Annotated in this window: 23 protein-coding genes; 10 read left to right on the top strand and 13 right to left on the bottom strand. The window is 65.2% G+C overall.

The window, feature by feature from the left end; all coding sequences use genetic code 11:
* Window positions 1-73: 73 nt before the first annotated feature.
* Together recA and IVB12_RS05810 are read right to left on the bottom strand one after the other, a co-directional pair.
* Complete coding sequence (recA, locus tag IVB12_RS05815) at window positions 74-1,162, bottom strand: recombinase RecA (RefSeq protein ID WP_247280668.1); 1,089 nt, start codon at window positions 1,160-1,162, stop codon at window positions 74-76.
* A 1,336-nt stretch (window positions 1,163-2,498) separates the two neighbouring features.
* The gene (locus IVB12_RS05810; RefSeq protein WP_247296524.1) at window positions 2,499-2,756 is read right to left on the bottom strand and encodes a DUF2798 domain-containing protein; all 258 of its coding nucleotides are present in this window, start codon (window positions 2,754-2,756) and stop codon (window positions 2,499-2,501) included.
* A gap of 537 nt (window positions 2,757-3,293) precedes the next feature.
* Between IVB12_RS05810 and IVB12_RS05805 the strand changes: the two genes are divergently transcribed.
* On the top strand, window positions 3,294-3,539 hold the full coding sequence (locus IVB12_RS05805) for a hypothetical protein (protein ID WP_247280664.1): 246 nt from the start codon (window positions 3,294-3,296) through the stop codon (window positions 3,537-3,539).
* On the opposite strand, the gene IVB12_RS05800 is transcribed toward IVB12_RS05805, so the two are convergent.
* Window positions 3,536-3,790, bottom strand: coding sequence for a hypothetical protein (locus IVB12_RS05800; protein ID WP_247280663.1), 255 nt, complete (start codon window positions 3,788-3,790; stop codon window positions 3,536-3,538). The genes IVB12_RS05805 and IVB12_RS05800 overlap by 4 nt on opposite strands.
* A gap of 107 nt (window positions 3,791-3,897) precedes the next feature.
* On the bottom strand, window positions 3,898-4,191 hold the full coding sequence (locus IVB12_RS05795) for a hypothetical protein (RefSeq protein ID WP_247296522.1): 294 nt from the start codon (window positions 4,189-4,191) through the stop codon (window positions 3,898-3,900).
* Between the two features lie 370 nt (window positions 4,192-4,561).
* Here IVB12_RS05795 and IVB12_RS05790 point away from each other — a divergent pair, with 370 nt between their 5' ends.
* On the top strand, window positions 4,562-5,026 hold the full coding sequence (locus IVB12_RS05790) for a PaaI family thioesterase (protein WP_247296521.1): 465 nt from the start codon (window positions 4,562-4,564) through the stop codon (window positions 5,024-5,026).
* 45 nt (window positions 5,027-5,071) lie between these two features.
* On the opposite strand, the gene IVB12_RS05785 is transcribed toward IVB12_RS05790, so the two are convergent.
* The gene (locus IVB12_RS05785; RefSeq protein WP_247296703.1) at window positions 5,072-7,066 is read right to left on the bottom strand and encodes a pyrroloquinoline quinone-dependent dehydrogenase; all 1,995 of its coding nucleotides are present in this window, start codon (window positions 7,064-7,066) and stop codon (window positions 5,072-5,074) included.
* Between the two features lie 55 nt (window positions 7,067-7,121).
* A complete protein-coding gene (locus tag IVB12_RS05780) occupies window positions 7,122-7,346 on the bottom strand; it encodes a hypothetical protein (RefSeq protein WP_247296518.1) in 225 nt (74 codons plus the stop codon).
* Between the two features lie 153 nt (window positions 7,347-7,499).
* Here IVB12_RS05780 and IVB12_RS05775 point away from each other — a divergent pair, with 153 nt between their 5' ends.
* Together IVB12_RS05775 and IVB12_RS05770 are read left to right on the top strand one after the other, a co-directional pair.
* Entirely contained in the window at window positions 7,500-7,904 is a 405-nt protein-coding gene (locus IVB12_RS05775; protein ID WP_247296516.1) for a hypothetical protein, read from the top strand.
* Between the two features lie 109 nt (window positions 7,905-8,013).
* The gene (locus IVB12_RS05770) at window positions 8,014-8,346 is read left to right on the top strand and encodes a hypothetical protein (RefSeq protein ID WP_247280659.1); all 333 of its coding nucleotides are present in this window, start codon (window positions 8,014-8,016) and stop codon (window positions 8,344-8,346) included.
* A gap of 56 nt (window positions 8,347-8,402) precedes the next feature.
* Here IVB12_RS05770 and IVB12_RS05765 read toward each other — a convergent pair whose 3' ends face one another.
* Window positions 8,403-8,870, bottom strand: coding sequence for a YeeE/YedE family protein (locus tag IVB12_RS05765; protein WP_247296511.1), 468 nt, complete (start codon window positions 8,868-8,870; stop codon window positions 8,403-8,405).
* A gap of 5 nt (window positions 8,871-8,875) precedes the next feature.
* Window positions 8,876-9,304 carry a YeeE/YedE family protein gene (locus IVB12_RS05760; protein ID WP_247296508.1) on the bottom strand — a complete coding sequence of 143 codons (429 nt, stop codon included), beginning with the start codon at window positions 9,302-9,304 and terminating at the stop codon, window positions 8,876-8,878.
* A gap of 185 nt (window positions 9,305-9,489) precedes the next feature.
* Here IVB12_RS05760 and IVB12_RS05755 point away from each other — a divergent pair, with 185 nt between their 5' ends.
* Window positions 9,490-10,659 (top strand): GNAT family N-acetyltransferase, encoded by a 1,170-nt coding sequence (locus IVB12_RS05755; RefSeq protein WP_247296505.1) that lies wholly within the window; start codon window positions 9,490-9,492, stop codon window positions 10,657-10,659.
* Between the two features lie 7 nt (window positions 10,660-10,666).
* Here the strand turns inward: IVB12_RS05755 and IVB12_RS05750 are convergent, their stop codons facing one another.
* Window positions 10,667-11,332: a DsbA family oxidoreductase gene (locus IVB12_RS05750; protein WP_247296502.1), complete on the bottom strand. Its 666-nt coding sequence runs from the start codon at window positions 11,330-11,332 to the stop codon at window positions 10,667-10,669.
* A gap of 167 nt (window positions 11,333-11,499) precedes the next feature.
* On the opposite strand from IVB12_RS05750, the gene IVB12_RS05745 reads away from it, so the two are divergent.
* A complete protein-coding gene (locus tag IVB12_RS05745) occupies window positions 11,500-12,300 on the top strand; it encodes a thioesterase family protein (RefSeq protein WP_247296500.1) in 801 nt (266 codons plus the stop codon).
* Here the strand turns inward: IVB12_RS05745 and IVB12_RS05740 are convergent.
* Together IVB12_RS05740 and IVB12_RS05735 are read right to left on the bottom strand one after the other, a co-directional pair.
* Window positions 12,288-13,112 (bottom strand): helix-turn-helix transcriptional regulator, encoded by an 825-nt coding sequence (locus IVB12_RS05740; protein ID WP_247296498.1) that lies wholly within the window; start codon window positions 13,110-13,112, stop codon window positions 12,288-12,290. The genes IVB12_RS05745 and IVB12_RS05740 overlap by 13 nt on opposite strands.
* Before the next feature lie 40 nt (window positions 13,113-13,152).
* Window positions 13,153-13,974 carry a helix-turn-helix transcriptional regulator gene (locus IVB12_RS05735; RefSeq protein WP_247296496.1) on the bottom strand — a complete coding sequence of 274 codons (822 nt, stop codon included), beginning with the start codon at window positions 13,972-13,974 and terminating at the stop codon, window positions 13,153-13,155.
* Window positions 13,975-14,075: 101 nt separating this feature from the next.
* Here IVB12_RS05735 and IVB12_RS05730 point away from each other — a divergent pair, with 101 nt between their 5' ends.
* Entirely contained in the window at window positions 14,076-14,306 is a 231-nt protein-coding gene (locus IVB12_RS05730; protein WP_247296494.1) for a hypothetical protein, read from the top strand.
* A 31-nt stretch (window positions 14,307-14,337) separates the two neighbouring features.
* On the top strand, window positions 14,338-14,736 hold the full coding sequence (locus IVB12_RS05725) for a hypothetical protein (protein ID WP_247280650.1): 399 nt from the start codon (window positions 14,338-14,340) through the stop codon (window positions 14,734-14,736).
* 118 nt (window positions 14,737-14,854) lie between these two features.
* Here the strand turns inward: IVB12_RS05725 and IVB12_RS05720 are convergent, their stop codons facing one another.
* Window positions 14,855-15,430, bottom strand: coding sequence for an SET domain-containing protein (locus IVB12_RS05720; RefSeq protein ID WP_247296493.1), 576 nt, complete (start codon window positions 15,428-15,430; stop codon window positions 14,855-14,857).
* A 161-nt stretch (window positions 15,431-15,591) separates the two neighbouring features.
* Between IVB12_RS05720 and IVB12_RS05715 the strand changes: the two genes are divergently transcribed.
* Window positions 15,592-16,197: a hypothetical protein gene (locus IVB12_RS05715; RefSeq protein WP_247280648.1), complete on the top strand. Its 606-nt coding sequence runs from the start codon at window positions 15,592-15,594 to the stop codon at window positions 16,195-16,197.
* On the opposite strand, the gene IVB12_RS05710 is transcribed toward IVB12_RS05715, so the two are convergent.
* Complete coding sequence (locus tag IVB12_RS05710) at window positions 16,194-16,949, bottom strand: TetR-like C-terminal domain-containing protein (RefSeq protein WP_247280761.1); 756 nt, start codon at window positions 16,947-16,949, stop codon at window positions 16,194-16,196. The two genes, IVB12_RS05715 and IVB12_RS05710, sit on opposite strands and share 4 nt — an antisense overlap.
* A 106-nt stretch (window positions 16,950-17,055) precedes the next feature.
* Between IVB12_RS05710 and IVB12_RS05705 the strand changes: the two genes are divergently transcribed.
* The gene (locus IVB12_RS05705; protein WP_247296490.1) at window positions 17,056-18,453 is read left to right on the top strand and encodes a carotenoid oxygenase family protein; all 1,398 of its coding nucleotides are present in this window, start codon (window positions 17,056-17,058) and stop codon (window positions 18,451-18,453) included.
* Window positions 18,454-18,517 lie beyond the last annotated feature (64 nt).

Below are 18,517 nucleotides of genomic sequence, written 5' to 3'. Positions count from 1 at the left end.
AACGGGCGCTGACGACGTCGGCAACTCAACGTCCTCAGCGCCCGCTCCTCGCGAAAATTCTTCGCGGTAAGTCTTACTCCTCCGTCGGCTCCTCGCCGTCGGCGTCGCGCTCGGGGGTGCCGGCGAGAATCTGCTCGGCGATCAGGCCGGAGTTCTGGCGGATCGAGGTCTCGATCTTGGCGGTGATGTCGGGATTGGCCTTCAGGAACGCCTTGGCGTTCTCGCGGCCCTGGCCGAGGCGCTGGCTGTCATAGGAGAACCAGGCGCCGGATTTTTCGACGATGCCGGCCTTGACGCCGAGATCGAGGATCTCGCCCATCTTGGAGACGCCCTCGCCGTACATGATGTCGAACTCGACCTGCTTGAACGGCGGCGCCAGCTTGTTCTTCACCACCTTGACGCGGGTGGTGTTCCCGACGACTTCGTCGCGCTCCTTGATAGCGCCGATGCGGCGGATGTCGAGGCGGACGGAGGCGTAGAACTTCAGCGCGTTGCCGCCGGTCGTGGTCTCGGGCGAACCGTACATCACACCGATCTTCATGCGGATCTGGTTGATGAAGATCACCATGGTATTGGACTTGTTGATGGAGGCCGTGAGCTTGCGCAGCGCTTGGCTCATCAGGCGGGCCTGCAAACCCGGCAGCGCATCGCCCATTTCGCCCTCAAGCTCGGCCTTCGGCACCAGCGCTGCGACCGAATCGATCACCAACACATCGACCGCGCCGGAGCGCACCAAAGTATCGCAGATCTCCAGCGCCTGCTCGCCGGTGTCGGGCTGCGAGATCAGGAGCTCATCGATGTTGACGCCCAGCTTGCGGGCATAGACCGGGTCGAGCGCGTGCTCGGCGTCGATGAAGGCACAGATGCCGCCCTTCTTCTGCGCTTCCGCCACCGTATGCAGCGCCAGCGTGGTTTTGCCCGAGGATTCCGGCCCGTAGATCTCGACGATGCGCCCCTTGGGCAGGCCGCCGATGCCGAGCGCGATATCGAGCCCGAGCGAGCCCGATGACACCGCCTCGATGTCCATGGACCGGTCGTTCTTGCCGAGCTTCATCACCGAGCCCTTGCCGAACTGACGCTCGATCTGGGAGAGCGCGGCGGCCAGAGCTTTACTCTTGTCCATGGAAGATCCTTCGACGATACGCAAGGCAGTGGCGGACATTGGGTCGTGCTCCTTATGGCGAGGATTCGCTAGGGGGACAAACGATTGAGATGCGGGCCGGCAATAAAAGCAATGTACCCCATTTGTTCTAGGTTCGCAATATGTTCTTTCCGAGAGTCCCTAATTCACTCACCGCCTGAATCGAAAAGGGGCCGCCTTTCAGCGACCCCTTGCCGGTTACAATCTCGTTTCGGGATGAAATGCCAGCCCCGGCGGGAGCCATCGTACCGGTACCCCGATGCCAAGTGGATTCCGGGCAACTACCGTTCGTATCACTGTCCTATCTGCCCAGGATCTCTCGCTTAGCCGTCACAATCCTTAATCCTGAGGCACCGAACCTTTTCGCGGTCTATGGCCTTCTTCGGGAGGAGACTGCACCTCCGGAGCCTCTGCCATGACTGAAGACGCACACCGAGACGTCATCGGGCGCAATCCACTCCTGAGGCCGCGCAGGAGGAGAGATGATCAAGTTCGAGCGCAAGGAGAACGCGTTCCGCAAGAAGGACCGCGACGAGCGCGCCGCCGAGCTGCGGCTGCCCTGGGACGAGGTCAAGCTCCACTAGCGCTCGCCAGGGCCCGCTGCGCACGGCTGCCGTGAACCCGAGGGAACCAACATCGCGCGTCGGGGTGCGCTTCTCGCTCGATTAAGGTGTCACATACCTCCGGTAAGTCATTGATGGAATGACGAAATCATCCCAGAGCCTACTGTGCATGGGGTTGTTTTTCCATTTTTGAAAGACAAAGCGCCGGTTCATCATCGGCAAACCGCGACGATACGGACCCCGGTCGCTCCCGCACCTGCGCTTGCGCTGCCTTACAGCACCGCCAGCAGCACGAGGCTGATCACCAGCACGACGAAGCCAGCCGCCGTCGCGGCGGCGAATGACCGCTCTACGTTATCCATGATGCCACCCCGTTGCCGCCGCGCCACGTTCCCCCATGGCCGCGCCGGACGGTGTGGAATCTTGCCGACCCGTGTGTCGCCAGTTGTGCGGCCGGATGTCGAAATTGGGACGGGCGCGGGGCCAGTCTGCGGCCTCGCGACCGCGACTTTCACTGACACCCGTCAGGCGCGTGTCAGCCTGATCGCCTATTCTCGTCGTGCTCGGTGGACCAACACTGGGCCTCCATACCCAGCCGACGACCCCGCTCCCCCGAGCGGGGTTTTCTGTTTGCGGCCCATGGACGAAGGCGATTGCCGACGCGGCTTCGATTTGGCCCTGTCAGGCTGTCGTAAGCCGAACCGGCTAGGGTCGCTTGGCTATGGTGTTGCAGCCCAGCACCTCAGCCTCCAATAACTTTCTCCCCGCTTGGCTCTCCCCAGGCGGGGTTTTTTTCATGCCTGCCGGCCGGGTCGCAGGTCCTTCTCCTCGCGCGTCAGCCGCAGCGAGACGGCGCGGATCGCGGGCGCAGCCAGCAGCACGATCGGCAGCATCGCGGCCCATGCGATCAGCCACGAAACCATCCAGTGCCCGAGGAAGGCCATCGCGCTCCCCGCGGGAACGCTGGCGATGCCGGCCGCGATCAGCGAGGTCAGTCCGGACTGGATGATGCCGAAGACGAAATGGGAGTAGCGGCGGGGAATGCCGAGCATGAGGCGCCCATGGTTTGCCTGCCGTCATGAGGCCAAGCAAGGCACATGCCGTCGGCGCGATGGACTCCGTGGTTCTCCGACCATGAACAGAGTTCCCTTCCCGCGCGCGAGGCCACGATGGGTTTACCGGCAGATTTTGCTTGTCCCCCGGAATATGACGGCGCCCAACATGCTGCAGGCATGGAAAGTGAGTCATGGGAGGTGACCATGAATCACAGGGGTGTCGAATTCACCGTCGCCAGGACGGCAATTCCCGGAATCTGGCACTGGCGATTCCGCATCGGTGAGCAGATCAAGATCGGCCGAACCTCGATTTGTTGGCGATTCGACGGGTGCAGCTGCGCATCGACCGCGAGCTCAAGGCGATCGAGCGCAAGACGGCCTGAGCAAGACCGCCGGTGAGATCAAGCGGCTAGTGCGGCGCCTCGCCAGGGGCGTATCCCGTAGCCGCCCGGAATTGATCTGATCGGGGTTTGGGATTGCACTGCGCGCCCGTGGCCTTGGGGGTTGGGCCGTCACGCGTGATCGGTGCCAGCCATGCCGCTCTACTTCTTTCGAATCCGGAACGGCCGTTATTCCGGCTGCGCGGACCAGGCGAGCGAATTTGCCGATCGCGACTCGGCCTGGAAGGAGATGACCAGCGTCTGCGCCGACATGGCCGCCGGGATCGCCCGCAAGCTCCAGGAAAATTCCGAATGGCACATGGAGCTGCTGGACGAGGCCAAGGAGCCGGTATTCCGGATCCGCATCGTCGCAGAAACGCTCGAAAAGGTGAGACCCTAATCCGCGCTGGGCAGCCGCCGCATGGTGAATTCGATGTCGCCGCCGGGCAATTCGCGCCAGCTCTCGACCGCGCTCATATAGCCCGCCTTGGGGTAGCGGGCGAAGAAGGCCTCCGCCCTCGCCCGTGCCGCTGCGCGTGGCAGCGTGAAGGTCTCGCGCAGATAGCCGTCGCCGGTCGCGTGGTCCGGCTTGCCGCCCATCTTGCGCCGGCGCGCCATCCGTTCGGCGAGATCCCGCGGACGATCGGCCATGTCCCGCCCTCCTCTACGCAAATACGCTCTTGCGAGATGTAAGAGGCCTGTGGGGCAAAGAGGAGTCCCCGGCCGGAGGCGTCCACCGCCTCCGATCGGCGGAAAGGTCAATTGGCAGCCGTGCCGGATTTCTTCTTCGGCGCACTGGTCGCGGCCGATGCCTTCGGCGCCGCCGACTGCTTCGGCGGATCGGAGCGCATGCCGCCCCAGGGATCGTTGGAGGCCTTGGAGTCCGGAATCTTCTTCAGCGTTTCCTTGTAGGCCTTTTCACGTTCGGCTTCCGCAGCCTTCTCCTCGGGGCTCTTGCTCGGACCGTCCTGCAGCAAATTGAGATTGGGCATTTGCGCATAGGCCGGTCCCGCCAGCACGGCCAGCACCGCGGCCATACGGAAAAGCTTCATCATTCGCTCCTTGATCATCCACGAAGCGCGGATCGCCCGCGCCTTGTCGTCCTTGTGGCGGCCGACCGCAAGCTCAGGGCCGCATAGCCGCTAGATCCGGTCCGATCTGCATGATTTCGGCGCATGTAGCCAGTCGTCCCAGATCGGGCCGCATCTGGTGCAGCCGTTCAGCGCAAGGGCGAGCGCGGCCAGACAAAAGACCAGGACACATCGACGCAACATCATCCACCCTACCCAAGCAAGGCCATCATATCGGGCAAAGTCGGGCATTTTCAAGCCGACGCGGCCGGCAGCAGACCGGGTGACTTTGCCGCGCCGATGCGCGCAGAATGAGACCAAACATCCGGCAACAATGGAGGGAACGACAGCAATGCAAACGCAGCCAGACGTCGAGTTCGGCATCACCGATGCGCAACGCATCCTCGGCGAGGTCTTTGCACCCTGGGTCCAGGATCTCGACCTCTCGGTCGAGCGCATCGAGCACGCACAGCCAGCGAATGCGCCGGACTGGCAGCCGGGCGCGCTCTTGCGCATGCCGTTCTCGGAACGGCTGTGCCGGAACGGCGGCGTGGTCTGCGGCCAGGCGCTGATGGCGCTCGCCGACACCGCGATGGTGATCGCGATCCTCGCCGCCAATCGCGGCTATCGTCCGATGACCACGGTCGACCAAACCACGCATTTCATGCGCGCAGCCTCCTCGTCGGACGTGCTGGCGGACGCGCGCGTGGTGCGGCTCGGCCGCACCATGAGCTTCGGCCGCGTCACGCTGCTCTCGGCCTCCGACAACAAGCCGGTTGCGATGGTGTCGAGCGCGTTCGCGATGCTGCCGGGGTGAGCACGCGCGATGTGAACGATAGTTCGCATCGCCTCCATAACACGATCATGATCGCGTGACACGACGGCGGTGGCGCCAGCGCAGGCCCGTGATCACAAGCGCGACGACCGCGAGCGCGATGGCTGAGAACGCCGCAAGAAAACGTCCACCGGGACGATCGACGGTGCGTGACCACAACGATGGCCCCTCGCCCGGCCGCGCCAGACGAAACGCAACGACGCTGTCGCCGATCGACGTGCCTGCCTCGGAGTGGCCGCCGGCGCCGATCGCGACATATTGCTCCCCCTGCCAGAGATAGGTCATGGGGTTGGCGACGCCCGGGACGGGCAACCGGCCCTGCCATAGCTCCCTGCCGCTCTGCGCATCGAAGGCGCGCAAATAGGCGTCCATCGCTCCGGTGAAGACGAGCCCGCCTGCGGTGACCGCGAGCCCGTTGACGAGCGGCGCGCCCCAGGGCAGCGGCACGCCGAGCGGCGCAAGATCCTCGGTGGTGCCGACCGTCGAGCGCCAGAGGATTTTTCCGGCCTTCAGATCAACCGCGACCATCTCGCCCCATGGCGGCTTGTTGCAGAGCAGGCCGAGCGGCGACGTCACCATGGCGCGCGTCATCGCGAACGGCGTGCCACGCTGCTGGCCGAAATCGTGACCGGGCGGCGGATTGAACCCGACGGCGTCCGCGCGCGGAATCAGCTTGATGAGATGAACGGCGCGGCTGGTGTTGGCGTAGAGGACCTGGCTGACCGGATCGAAGGCCGCACTGCCCCAGTTCACCCCGCCACCGGTGAACGGAAACAACAGCGTGCCCTGCACGGAAGGCGGCGTGAACAGGCCCTCATTGTGAGCCTCCGCGAATTGGCGCTCGCAGGACGAGCGACGCAGTGCAGGTATTAGCGAGAGCGCATCGTCGGTCGAGATCGTCTGCGACGTTAGTGGCGGTACATGCGTCGGGAATGGCTGCGTTGGTGATAGCGCCTCACCTTCCGCGCCGCCCTGCGGCACGGCGCGCTCCTCGACGGGCCACACCGGCTTGCCGGTGTCGCGATCGAGCACGAAGACGAAACCCAGCTTGGTCGGCTGGATCACGACGTCGCGCTCGCCATCACCAATGTCGAGGCGCGCCAGCGTCGGTTGCGCCGGCAGATCGTAGTCCCAGACGTCGTGATGCACGGTCTGAAAGGCCCATACGAGCTCGCCGGTCTCAATCTGCAGCGCGACTACCGAATTGGCGTGCTCGTTATTGCCCGGCCGCCTACCGCCCCAGAAATCCGGCGAGGGCGACGACGTCGGCAGGAACACGAATCCGCGCCTGTCGTCGACCGACATCGGCGCCCAGACATTGGCGTGACCGGCTTCGATGCCATCGCGCTTGAGCGGCTCGAAGGTCCAGCGTGGCTGGCCGGTTCGCGCATCGAACGCACGCACCTGGCCGCTCGGCGCGTCGACGCGGCGGTTGTCACCGATTGCAGACCCGACCACGACGACACCGCGGCCGACCGCCGGCGGCGAGGTGATCTGGAATTCGCCCGGCCATTCCAGGGTCATTCCGATATCGAGCTTGATCTGCCCGCCATTGCCAAAACCGGCACAGGGAACGCCTGTCTTCGCATCGAGCGCGATCAGGCGGACGTCGTTCGTGCCCATGAAGATGCGCGCGCGGCAGGCAGCATCCGGCGGCGCCGTGTCGTCGACCCAATAGGTGACGCCGCGGCAGACATAGCGATTGGCCGGCCGCTGGTTGATCGCGATCTTCGGATCGTAACGCCATTTCTGCACGCCGGTGCCGGGATCGAGCGCGATGACCTCGTTGAAGGGCGTGCAGAAGATCAGGCTGTCTTCAACGAACAGCGGCGTCGCCTGGAATTTGGTTCGCCGCATCAGCTCGGGCGCGCGTGCTGTGAGATCGCCCGTGTGATATTCGAAGGCGCGGACGAGTTGGCCGATATTGCCGGGCGAAATCTCCCGCAATGGCGAGAAGCGCGAGCCGCCGGGATCGCCGCCCCAGCTCTCCCAGGCGAAGCATGGCGGCACGGCAAGCAGCAGGAGCGTAACGAATGCGACCGCAGCGCGCAGGTGGATCCGCAACGCCCGCCCCGTTCTATTTCGGCTTCTTGGTGGGCTCGCCAGGGCGGGCCCCGCCCCACGGATCGTACTTTTCCTTGGGCTCGGGAATGCGCTCGAGCGCAGCCTTGTAGGCCTTTTCGTCGATCTTGGGTTTGGTGTCAGCCGGCTTTGCACCCTCACTGGGCTGGCGCCGGCCCTGCGCCTCCGCCGATCCAGCCGCCAGCGCCAGCACCGCGGCCGCGATGACCAAAATCCTCATCCGTGCAATCCCCCTGATGTGGGATACAAACTAGCCCGCAATCCCGTATTCGCAAATGCCCCGGTTTCCGCGTCTTCAGCAAATTTTGAACGGAGCGGACTTCGCCGGATCGCATTCGTGCCTATCTGTTGGCCCGCAGGGGACCTTCAAGGGATGTTGCGGATCATTGCTCATGCGGCGCTGCTCGCCGGCGCGCTCGCGCTCGGTGCCTGTGGCTTTGCCGACAGCCGCGCGCCGGTGCCGGAGTTCATGCGCATGAAGGAGGCCGAGCAGCCGCCGCCCGAGCCGCCCCCGGACGTCAAGCGCCTGGTGCGCGAGCAGATCGACGTCGTCTTCCTCGCCACCTCCTATCCGCGCGAGGTGCACGTCGCCCCGCCTCATCGCGAGCTGCGAGGGCCGGGCTGGACGGCCTGCGTCCGCGCGCAGCTCACCTCCGCGACCGGCACGCCGCTTGGCGCCCAGACCTACATCGTGACCATCAACGCCGGAAAGGTCGTCGACCGCCGGCGGGCGGACGCCGACGACATCTGCGGGACCGAGACTTACGAGCCGATCTAGGAACAAATCGCTGTAACGAAGCTGCGGTTCCGGGAAAAACCAGCATCGCGGACGGGAACGATCACCGCCTCCCCTTCTTGTTACCGCCGAGGGCAGTTTCGAGGAGGACATGATGAGGATGTTGACTATTGCGCTGTTGGCGGGTGTCGGTGCTTTGGCAGCCGCATCGGGTGCGAAGGCTTCCGATATCTATACGAGCAGCGAGTACACCAATCCGGATCTCGTCCAGCAGGTACGACTTGTCTGTGACGACGCTGGCCGCTGCTATCGGACGCGCGGCGGTTCGCGCGTGATCGTGCGGGATTCCTATAACTACATGCCGCGCGAGCGCTATTACGAGCGTCGGACCTATCATCGCGATTGGGATGACGGACCGCGCGCCGGCGTCGGCATTCGCGCACCTGGCGTCAGCGTCGGCGTCGGTGTCGACGACCGCTGGTAATCCATGAACGCTTGATGGCCGGGACCGGACGAGACGACTCGCCCGGTCCCTTCATATCAGGTTTCGTGCGGATCGGCCGGCGTCATGACGCGCGCCCTCGATGGCAAATGCGCGGTGAACCGCGCAAGCAACATGCCGGCAAACATCGCCGCGGCGAAAATGAGGGCGGAGCTCGAGCCAAATCCGAGCGCCGTCAGCGCCGGTCCCGGGCAGAACCCCGCCAATCCCCAGCCAATGCCGAAGATCGCCGGACCAACCACTATTCTCCGATCGACGTCTGCTCGCGTGGGAAGATAAAATCGCTCGGCGAAAAATGGACGTCCCAGCCTCAGGACGCGATTGAAGCCGACGAAAGTCACGGCCACAGCGCCGGCCATCACGAACGCGAGGCTCGGATCCCACGTCCCTGCCGGGATGCCGGCGGCATCGAGGAAATTCAAGACCTTTGCTGGATTCGACATTCCGGAGACGATGAGGCCGACGCCGAAGATCAGGCCGATCGCGAACTGAACGAAAATTGCCATCGCCGTCAGCTCCCGTGCCGCATCACGAAGACGGTCGCCATGCCTGCCGCCATGAAGATGATGGTCGCGACCAGCGAGCGCACCGACAGCCGCGACAGGCCGCAGACGCCATGGCCGGACGTGCAACCGCTGCCCCACACTGCGCCAAATCCCGTCAGTAATCCCGCAACGATCAGCACCGGCGTTCCCGCCAGTATAGTCTGCTCGGGCAGGCCTCCGGTGGTGAATCGAACCAGCACAGGCGCGAGGATGAGACCCGCGACGAAGGCGAGCCGGCCGGGGAATTCGCGATCCTCATAAGGCGGGAACAGCCGCGCCGCGATGCCGCTGACGCCGGCGATTCGTCCCGTCGCCCACATTAGAAGCACCGCGGACATTCCGATCAGCGCCCCGCCCAGAAGCGAAGCCAGCGGCGTGAAAGGTGTGGCGATCATCTTAATCCCTCCGGTCGAGCACCCCTCGCCCATCCGCTACAACCGGCGCAGTGCCGCCGGAATGTCAACGAGACGTTAACACGACCGCTCGAATTGACGCAGCATCCCAACGGTATCTTTCCAATCGTTGCGCTAAGCATGGCCGTAACGCGGCCTTGGCCTGCGTGAACGGGGAACGACGGGACGTGGTCGACATCGCGCAGCAGGCAGCGGTCAAGCCGGCATCGGCAAGGGATGCTGTGGCCGCGCGCGCGCTCGTTCCGCTCACCTCCATTGACGCCGGTCAATGGCGCGCGCTCGCGCAGCGGGCGGTCGAGCCGAACGGCTACTACTTGCCCGGCTGGGAGCTTGCCGTCAGCGCAACCGCGCGCGGCCGCAGCTCGGCCTCGGCACTGCCCGCATTCGACGGATCTTCGGCGCGGCTGATCGGACTGATGCCGGTGATCTCGCTCTGGCGCGCCTGGAAGATTCCCCTGCCCGCGCTGGTGAGCGCGCATCCCTATGGCACGCTGTGTAGCCCGCTGATCGACCGCGACGCCCCGATCGAGGCCGCTATGCGTCTGTTGCAGCAGGCGCGCGAGGCGGGAGCCCATGCGCTGGTGCTGAATGACGTTGCGCTCGATGGCGCTGCGATGATCACCCTCAATCAGGTTCTCAATCGCGACGGCCTGAGACCGCGCGTGCTCAGCTCCTACATCCGTGCCAGCCTCGATGCGACGCAAGACGGCGATGCGCTGCTGCGCGAAGCGCTCGGCGCCAGGAAGCTCAAGGAGCTGCGGCGCCAGCGCCATCGACTCGAAGAAAACGGCGCGGTCGTGTTCGAGGTCGCGCGAGGGCGCGACGAGATCGGGCCCGCGCTGGAAACGTTCCTGCAGCTCGAGGCCAGCGGCTGGAAGGGCAAGCGCGGCACCGCGCTGATCCAGCATGCGGGCGATGCGACCTTCATCCGCCGCGCCGTCGCGGCGCTGGCGGAAACCGCGCAATGCGAGATCATCACGCTGCGCGCCGGCACGACACCGGTCGCCGCCGGCGTCGTGCTGCGCCATCAGGACCGCGCCTTCTTCTTCAAGCTCGGCATCGACGAGCGCTTTGCAAGATATTCGCCGGGCGTGCAGCTCACGCTCGACCTCACTCGCCATCTCTGCGCTGATCCGGCCATTGCCAGCGCGGATTCGATGGCCAGCGCCAACCACCCCATGATCAACCCGATCTGGCGCGGGCGCTTCGCAATCGGCGACGTGCTGGTCCCGCTGCGGCGGAATGATCCGGTCGTCGCGCTCATTCATGCCGCGCTGGCCGGCCTCAACGTCGCGCACCAGGCCGCGCGAGGCGTGGTCCATCGGCTCCGCAAATAAGAGAAAGCTACTCCGCCGCCTGCGCGTTGACCTCCGCCGAGACCTGGCGGATGGCGCGCGCGAGCAGGTTCGGATCCTGCGCGCCGGAGACGGCGTATTTCTGTGCGAACACATAGGTCGGCACGCCGGAGATGCCTTTCTCGGCGGCCTCCTGTGCGTCCGCCGAAACGCGCGCGACATCCTCGTCGGTGGCAAGGCGCTTGCGCACGTCGTCGGCATCGAGGCCAACATCGGCGGCCGCCTGCACCAGCACGTTGACGTCGGTGAGGTCGCCGCCGTCGCGGAAATAGAGCTCCATCAGGCGCTGCTTCATCTCGGGCGCCTTGCCGATCGCCTCGGCCCAGAGGATCAGGCGATGGCAATCGGTCGTGTTGGGCTGACGCGCCACGAGCTCAGGCCGGTAGACGAGCCCCTCCTCGCTTGCGGCCGCGACGACGCGCCCGGCAATGCCCTTATAGGCCTCGACCGAGCCAAACTTCTGGGTGAGATAGTCCTCGCGGCTGATGCCCTCGCGCGGCACCCAGGGATTGAGGAAGAAGGGCCGGAAGTTGAGCTTGACCGGAACATCAGGCACGAGCGCCAACGCGCTCTCGATGCGGTGTTTGCCGATATAGCACCAGGGGCACACCACGTCGGAGACGACGTCGATCTGGAGCGGTTTCAGCGTGCTCATGGCGGCGCTTCCTTCGGGCAGTCTACGGGTCCATCGGAAGATAAGCCGAACCAGAGGCCGCGCAAGGCGCCCGTCCCGCATGGCTCACGACTTCACCTCTGCGGTTATTGTAGGAAACGCAACCCGCCCCGATACTCGCTGCACGATCGAGCCAGCGGGAGACTGCAATGACAGCCATTTTCAGGCCGGAAGGTCATCAATTTCGGGCTACGGAGCATGCCGGCGGTCCGTGGTCGCCGGACATGTTGCAGGGAAGCGCTACCACCGCGCTGATGGCCCGTGAGGTCGAGCGGCTCGCAACCGAATCGGGCTTTGCGGTGCGGCGCCTGACCTTCGATCTCTGGCGACCGGCAGGCCTGCGCGCCTTCAGGACCACCACTGAACTGCTGCGCGACGGGCGCAAGGCCAAGACCGCGCAAGTGCGGCTGATGGACGGCGAGACCGAGATCGGCCGCTGCACGGCGCTGCTGACGGCGCAGAGCGGAAAATCGCCGGTCGATCCCTTCGCGGCGCCCGCAGCGCTCGACCAGGCGCCCGAGGCAGGCACGCCGCCGCCGGCCTTCGCGCAGAAATGGAGCCGCTATTTCCAGAATGTGACGGTGCGGCTGATCGAGGGCGCACTGGAGAAGCCGGGTCCGGCCGCCGCCTGGATGCGGCTCGACGCCGCGCTGGTCGAAGGCGAGCCGAACACGCCGCTGCTCCAGGCGGTGCAGGCCGCTGACTTCTCCAGCGGCGTCGCGCAGATCGTCGATATGCGCCAATGGACCTTCATCAATCCCGAGATCAGCCTCTATTTCGTCCGGCCGCCGGAGGGCGAATGGATCCTGATCCGCGCGGCGACGGGCGTCGGCGCCAACGGCGCGGGCCTGACCACGGCGACGCTGAGCGATCGCAACGGTCCGTTTGCCGAGGTGATGCAGGCCCTGAGCTTCGAGCGGCGTGAGGCCGTGCAGGCTCAGGCGTCCTGAGACGCAAGCGCGATCAGCGTGGTCTCGGACCCTGCATCCGCCGGCATGAACATCTCGACACGAAGCTCCTGGAGCGTGACGTCCTGCGGCGTGCCGAGCGTCAGGACCGCACCGATCAGGCCGATGCCGACCTCACCTTTGCGCAGGCGCACCTCGCACAACGGCCCCGGCACGGCCTCGTCCTCGAGTTGAGGCGCCGGCAGCTCCGGCAAGCGCATCAATTCGCGCCAGGTCGATTGCAGGGCATCGTCGAGCGGGGCGGCCATCGCTTCATGACGCGCCCGCGACAACAGCGCTGCCGCGACAATTGGCCAGTTCTCGACGAACGGCTTGAGCTCGTCCGGCGCGAGGAACATGCGCATATGGTTGAGCGGACGCTGCATACGTTCAGAGCCAAGCAGCATCGTCATCAGACGCGAGGCGGCGCGGTTGGCCTGTTTCACGTTCCAGCGCCGGTCGGTGACGATCGCGGGAAATGGCTCGTGACGGCTGAGCAGAAGATCGATGGCACGCCGCGCATCGGCAAGCTCGGGCGCGGCGAGGTCGCGCTCGCCATATTGCCGCGCGAAGCCGCCGGCCTCGAGCAGCGCATTGCGGTCGCGCAGCGACAAATCGAGCGCGGAGGCGAGCTGGAGGAGGATGTCCCGACTGGCCGCCGCCTTGCCGGTCTCGACATGACTGAGATGCTTGACCGAGATGCCGGCCTCGAACGCCAGCTCCGCCTGGCTCAACTTACGGCGCATGCGCCAGGCGCGCAGGAGATTGCCGACCGGATTGGCCGGCCGCAAGGACCGGGACGAGCGTGTATCCATCCGCCGATTATGCGGGCCCTCGTGCACCCTGTAAACGCGGCTAAGAAAGTGTGGCCGCCATCTGCTTCAGCCGCTCGGCAGTGCGCTCGTCCGCCGGGAAGAAGGTCTCCAGCGCCAGCTCCGACAGAGTGATGTCGACGGGCGTGCCGAACACCATGGTGGTGGAAAAGAAGCTCAGGATCTCACCCTGGTGGCGCAGCTTGAACGGGATCGCGACATTGTCGCTCGGCAGCGGCGCCGCACGCGCCGGGATGGGGTAGCTTTTTAGATCGTTATACAACTTGATCAGTTCAGGATCGGCGGTCGCCTCGCATTGCCGGTGCAGCCGCTCGAGCAGATGCCCGCACCATTCCGCAAGATTGACGGTACGCGGCGCCAGCGCCTCGGGATGAAAGGCAAGTCGCAACACGTTCAAGGGCTGGCCGAGCAGATGCTGCGGGATGCCGTCGAGCAGCGGCGCCATCATGCGGTTGGACGAGACCAGGTTCCAATGCCGGTCCACCGCCAGTGCCGGATTGGGCTCATGTGCCTTGAGGACGAGGTCGATCGCCTGGCGGGCTGATGTCAAGGCGGGATCCTCCAGCGGGCGCTGCGGGAACGCCGGCGCATAGCCGGCCGCGACCAGCAGCACGTTGCGTTCGCGCAAGGGCACGTCGAGGCGCTCGGCGAGCCTGAGCACCATGTCGCGCGAGGGCGCGGCGCGGCCGGTCTCGACGAAGCTCAAATGGCGCGCGGAGATCTCGGCCTCGCCGGCGAGATCGAGCTGGCTCATGCGGCGGCGCTGCCGCCATTCTCGCAAATGGTCGCCGATATGGACCGGTTGGCTGCGTTCAGTACGTGCCGTGGATGCATGTGCCTTCATGATCGAAAACCTAGCATGCGAATTTCGGCCCTTCCATTACCCGCGAGGTAATCGAATTGAGGCGCGGACGCGCGCATCGTCGGTCGCAACAGGAGATGACCATGATCGCGCTGCTGCTCTACCGGACCATCGCTGACCACGTCTTCCCCTGGGCCATGGCCTTCGCAACCCGGATGCTGGCGCGCAGCCTCAACGTCCCGGAGCCGCTCGTGCATTCGACCGGCGACTATGTCGTCGCGCAGGTCATCGCCTTCGAGCACGGCGTCGGCAGGAGCCTGTGCCCGTTCCGCCTCGCCCGCCTCGTCCGCGCCTGGTGGCGCGGATTGCGGTGATGTCCCTCGACCTCAACCAAGGAGAACCACGATGATCGAAGCGTCCACTTTCCTGCGCCGTGCACTGCTCGCCGATGCCGTCTTCAGCGGCGTCGCCGCGCTGGGTTTCACTTTCGGCGCGAGCACGTTCGCCTCGCTGTTCAACCTTCCCGAAGCGCTGCTGGGTGAGACCGGCCTGTTCCTGATTGCCTACACCGTACTGGTCGGCTGGCTCGCCGCGCGTGCATCTGTTTCCAAGGCGCTCGTGCTGCTGGTCGTGATCGGCAACGCGGCCTGGACGGTCGGCAGCATCGCGCTGCTGCTTTCAGGCGCGGTGTCGCCGAACCTCATGGGCGAGCTGATGGTTGTGGCGCAAGCCATCGCGACCGGCGTGTTCGCGGAGTTGCAATATGTGGGGTTGCGGAGGAGCGCGAGTGCGGTGGCGGCGTGACCTACCGATCACTGCCATTCCGGGCTGGTGCGGCAGCACCAGACCCGGAATCTCGAGATTCTCAGGTGCGCAAGGGCGCACCGTAGTTCGCTGCGCACCGCCCCGGAATCTTGGATTCCTACGCCCGCGCGCGGCCGTTCGTCTTGGCGGCGGCGTGACCGTTGAGCTGGTTCTTTTTGGGAGCCTTCTTTTTCGCACTCTTGGCGCCCGCCTTCGCGGCCTTGCGCTCGGCCCGCGCCTTCGCCTTGGTGCGTTGGGCCCGCGCCTCGGCGCGCAGCTTCTTGCGCTTCTTCTCGCAGGAATCGCACTTGCAGCCGATCGGCTTCAGATAGGCTTTGAAATAGTCGGTGCCGTAGTCGTAGTTGATCTCGTCGCCCGGCTCGATGTTCTTGATGGCGCGGATGAAGACCTTGCGCTCGCGCGGGCGGACGTCGGACTCGGCGTTGGGCCGGCAGGAATGATTGATGTAACGGGCGAGATTCTTGCGCACCGATCCGTCGATGGTCCAGCGCCCGTTGAGCTCGAACAGATATTTGTTCTCGATTTCGTCGTGCGCCGGAATCCGCGAGTCCAGGATCGGCCCGAAATAGCGGATGATCCGGGTGCCCTTCTTGATCGGCTTGGTGGCAAAGAGGCCGAGCCCTGTCTTGGAACGGCCGACGCGATAAGGTTTGTTCGAGGATATGGCTGGCATGATCAAGAGAACGAGGACGCGAACGGGGCCGGAGCGGCCCAGGCGAGCCGCTCTTCTAGAACGATTCCGCGCCGCTGTCAGGTGCCTGGAGGCGCTTTTGAACCTTGCCCACAGTCAAGACGTCTGATGCTACGAAGTTCCAGCTGCATCGAAGCGTCATCATGATCCGCATCGTCACCACATGCCTATCCGTGTTGCTGATATGCGCCGCCGTCAATTGGGCCTGCGCCGAGTCCGTGGGCGGCATCTACACCTCGACCGCGCCGAAAGATTGCCGCCAGATCGGTAAGCCCAGCGCGCTCGACGGCAGCACCATGCGGGTCTGTCCGGGCAAGTCCGGCCTCGTAGTGCTGATCGCCGAGGATGATCTTCGCGAGGTCGTCTCGGTCGGCCGCAATCGCAAGGAAGCGGCCGAGGAGCCGGCGGCCAAAGTTTGGTTCGCTCCCTTCAATTCATCGGACACGACTGTCGAATGGCGAGCTGCGGGCGCCAAGCCATTTGCGATCATTCAGCGCTGGCACATCGCCGACAGCAGCGATCCCGACAAGCAGGGGCGGCCGAACACCAAAGCCATGCTGGTCGTGACCCGGCTGCCGCCGGGTCCGGTCTGTCACGTCGCCTATGTCGATGCGATCGCGAATCCCACCGCCAATGAGCTCGCGCGCAAGGCCGCCGACGATTTCGCCCGCGGCTTCAGGTGCGGCAAGGACGAGGTCAAGATCATCGGCACAAGAGGCCGCGCCGTCGAGCTCGCGACCATGCGCTAGGTCTTCGCCGGGGGCAAACAGCCGCCAGGCGGCAATTTCGTGGTCACGGGCGACGTCAGCATCGCCTCGAGCAGCCGTTCGGCCGTCGTTCCCTCGGGCAACCTCTCCAGGATATCTTCGAGCCGGCCATCGAGCAGCAGCATGGTGAAGCCGTGCACCAGCGACCAGGCCCGTGCGATCGCCGCGCCCTGGTTCAAGGTCAGCGCATCGCCGCTGATCTGCTCCTGGCGCATCATGCCGACGGCATTGGCGAGCCCGGCAAAGGAGGCTTCGGCCGCCTCGCGCAGCGAGGGCCTGGAATAATCGAGCCGCTCGGTGCGAAACATGATGCCGTACATGCCGGGATGCGCCTGCGCATAGGCAACATAGGCTTTCGGCCGCGCCAGTGCGTGTTCAAGCGGCGTGGACGCGGCATCGGATGAAGCTGCCATCGCCGCGTTGAATTGGCGGAAGCCGACCGCCGCGAGCTCGCTGAGCAGGCCCGTGAGGTCTCCGAAATGATGGGTGGGAGCGGCGTGCGAGACGCCCGCCTCGCGTGCCACCGCACGCAATGTCAGGCCGGCAAGCCCGTCGCGCTCCAGCACCCGTTCGGCGGCCTCGAGCAACGCCTCCCGCAGAGCGCCGTGATGATAGGGTGTCTCAGCCTTCGCAACTGCCGGGCGCCGCGCGAGACGCGGCAAGACGTGCGAGGTCGACGATGTCTTCTTCGGGGGGCGCAGGCCGCGCGCCGCCCTGGTTTCGCTTTTGCCCATGCACAAGCTATAAGGCGCCATATTGACAGTGTAAAGATTTCCCTGGACCGCAACGGCAATCGGCACTATCTGATCTTTACGATGTAAAGATAGGGAAGGATACGCCGTGCAGCAGGACGTCGTCACCGAGCAGCGCAACAATATCGCGCCGATTCCCTTCGAAGCCGACGCGGCGTACCTCAAGCTCATCGGCGAATTGCCGCGCGAGTTGAACGGCACGCTCTATCGCAACGGCCCCAATTCGCAGTTCTCGTCGCCCGGTGCGCACTGGTTTGTGGGCGACGGCATGCTGCACGCCTTCCACCTCGAGAACGGACGCGCGAGCTACCGCAACCGCTGGGTCCGCACGCCGAAATGGCTGGCCGAGCACGACGCCGGCCGCGCTTTGTTCGGCGGGTTCGGCCGCAAGCTGCCGGATGCCCCGGCGGATCTCTCTGACGGCGGCGTCGCCAACACCAACATCATCTTCCATGCCGGCAAGCTGCTGGCGCTGGAAGAAGCACACCTGCCGACCGAGATCGAGCCGGGTACGCTGGCAACGCGCGGCTATCACAACTACCAAGGCCGCATCGCCGGCAGCTTCACGGCGCATCCGAAGATCGATCCTGTGACCGGCGAACTCGTATTCTTCGGGTACAATGCGGCCGGACCGCTGACCCCTGCCCTCTCCTACGGAGCGATCGATGCGTCAGGACGGGCGACGCGCTTCGAGCGTTTCGAGGCGCCCTATGCCAGCATGGTGCACGACTTCATCGTCACCGCGAACCATGTGCTGTTTCCGATCCTCCCCATCACCGGCAGCATGGAACGCGCGATGAGCGGACGGCCGCCCTATGCCTGGGAGCCGGACAAGGGCGCCTATGTCGGCGTGATGAAGCGCAACGGCACGGCAAAGGACATCGTCTGGTTTCGAGCTGAGGCCTGCTACGTCTTCCACGTCATGAATGCGTGGGAGGAGGATCACCGCATCATCGCTGACGTCATGCAGTTCGAGGAGCCGCCGTTGTTTCCGCATCCCGACGGTCGGCCGACGGATCCGGAGAAGTCGCGCGCCCGCCACTGCCGTTGGACATTCGATCTTTCGGGAAAAACCGACCGCTTCCAGCAGACTTATCTCGACGATCTCGCCGGCGAATTCCCCCGCATCGACGATCGCCGCGCCGGACTGAAGAGCCGCCATGGCTGGTACGCCTGCGCCAATCCACGGCTGCCGATGTTCGACGCGCTCTCAGGCATCGTCCATGTCGACGGCAGCGGCCGACGGCTCGGCCATTATCTGCTGCCGGCCGGCGACACCATCTCCGAGCCGGTGTTCGTCGAACGATCGAAGGATGCGGCCGAGGGCGACGGGTGGCTGCTCGCATTGGTCTGGCGCGCGCGGGAGAACCGCAGCGACCTCGCCGTGTTCAACGCCACCGATGTCGAGGCCGGTCCCGTCGCGCTTGTCCAGCTCGGCCACCGCGTGCCCGACGGCTTTCACGGCAATTGGGTGGGGGCGGCGTAACGCCCTCCTCGTCATTCCGGGCGCGCATTCACGCGAGTCCGGCATGACGGCGCGGATGCATCAC

It is taken from the genome of Bradyrhizobium sp. 179 (assembly GCF_023073535.1).
GTDB lineage: Bacteria > Pseudomonadota > Alphaproteobacteria > Rhizobiales > Xanthobacteraceae > Bradyrhizobium.
This window is presented reverse-complemented; position numbering and strand designations above follow the sequence as displayed.

Excerpts from the sequence above, each read along its gene's own strand:
- IVB12_RS05780 (WP_247296518.1), bottom strand. The coding sequence starts at position 7,346 with ATGAGGATTTTGGTCATCGCGGCCGCGGTGCTGGCGCTGGCGGCTGGA.
- IVB12_RS05735 (WP_247296496.1), bottom strand. The coding sequence starts at position 13,974 with ATGAAGGCACATGCATCCACGGCACGTACTGAACGCAGCCAACCGGTC.
- IVB12_RS05710 (WP_247280761.1), bottom strand. The coding sequence starts at position 16,949 with ATGGGCAAAAGCGAAACCAGGGCGGCGCGCGGCCTGCGCCCCCCGAAG.
- IVB12_RS05770 (WP_247280659.1), top strand. The coding sequence starts at position 8,014 with ATGATGAGGATGTTGACTATTGCGCTGTTGGCGGGTGTCGGTGCTTTG.
- IVB12_RS05775 (WP_247296516.1), top strand. The coding sequence starts at position 7,500 with ATGTTGCGGATCATTGCTCATGCGGCGCTGCTCGCCGGCGCGCTCGCG.
- IVB12_RS05765 (WP_247296511.1), bottom strand. The coding sequence starts at position 8,870 with ATGGCAATTTTCGTTCAGTTCGCGATCGGCCTGATCTTCGGCGTCGGC.
- IVB12_RS05795 (WP_247296522.1), bottom strand. The coding sequence starts at position 4,191 with ATGAAGCTTTTCCGTATGGCCGCGGTGCTGGCCGTGCTGGCGGGACCG.
- IVB12_RS05725 (WP_247280650.1), top strand. The coding sequence starts at position 14,338 with ATGATCGAAGCGTCCACTTTCCTGCGCCGTGCACTGCTCGCCGATGCC.
- recA (WP_247280668.1), bottom strand. The coding sequence starts at position 1,162 with ATGTCCGCCACTGCCTTGCGTATCGTCGAAGGATCTTCCATGGACAAG.
- IVB12_RS05740 (WP_247296498.1), bottom strand. The coding sequence starts at position 13,112 with ATGGATACACGCTCGTCCCGGTCCTTGCGGCCGGCCAATCCGGTCGGC.
- IVB12_RS05790 (WP_247296521.1), top strand. The coding sequence starts at position 4,562 with ATGCAAACGCAGCCAGACGTCGAGTTCGGCATCACCGATGCGCAACGC.
- IVB12_RS05750 (WP_247296502.1), bottom strand. The coding sequence starts at position 11,332 with ATGAGCACGCTGAAACCGCTCCAGATCGACGTCGTCTCCGACGTGGTG.
- IVB12_RS05800 (WP_247280663.1), bottom strand. The coding sequence starts at position 3,790 with ATGGCCGATCGTCCGCGGGATCTCGCCGAACGGATGGCGCGCCGGCGC.
- IVB12_RS05810 (WP_247296524.1), bottom strand. The coding sequence starts at position 2,756 with ATGCTCGGCATTCCCCGCCGCTACTCCCATTTCGTCTTCGGCATCATC.
- IVB12_RS05720 (WP_247296493.1), bottom strand. The coding sequence starts at position 15,430 with ATGCCAGCCATATCCTCGAACAAACCTTATCGCGTCGGCCGTTCCAAG.
- IVB12_RS05760 (WP_247296508.1), bottom strand. The coding sequence starts at position 9,304 with ATGATCGCCACACCTTTCACGCCGCTGGCTTCGCTTCTGGGCGGGGCG.
- IVB12_RS05715 (WP_247280648.1), top strand. The coding sequence starts at position 15,592 with ATGATCCGCATCGTCACCACATGCCTATCCGTGTTGCTGATATGCGCC.
- IVB12_RS05805 (WP_247280664.1), top strand. The coding sequence starts at position 3,294 with ATGCCGCTCTACTTCTTTCGAATCCGGAACGGCCGTTATTCCGGCTGC.
- IVB12_RS05730 (WP_247296494.1), top strand. The coding sequence starts at position 14,076 with ATGATCGCGCTGCTGCTCTACCGGACCATCGCTGACCACGTCTTCCCC.
- IVB12_RS05745 (WP_247296500.1), top strand. The coding sequence starts at position 11,500 with ATGACAGCCATTTTCAGGCCGGAAGGTCATCAATTTCGGGCTACGGAG.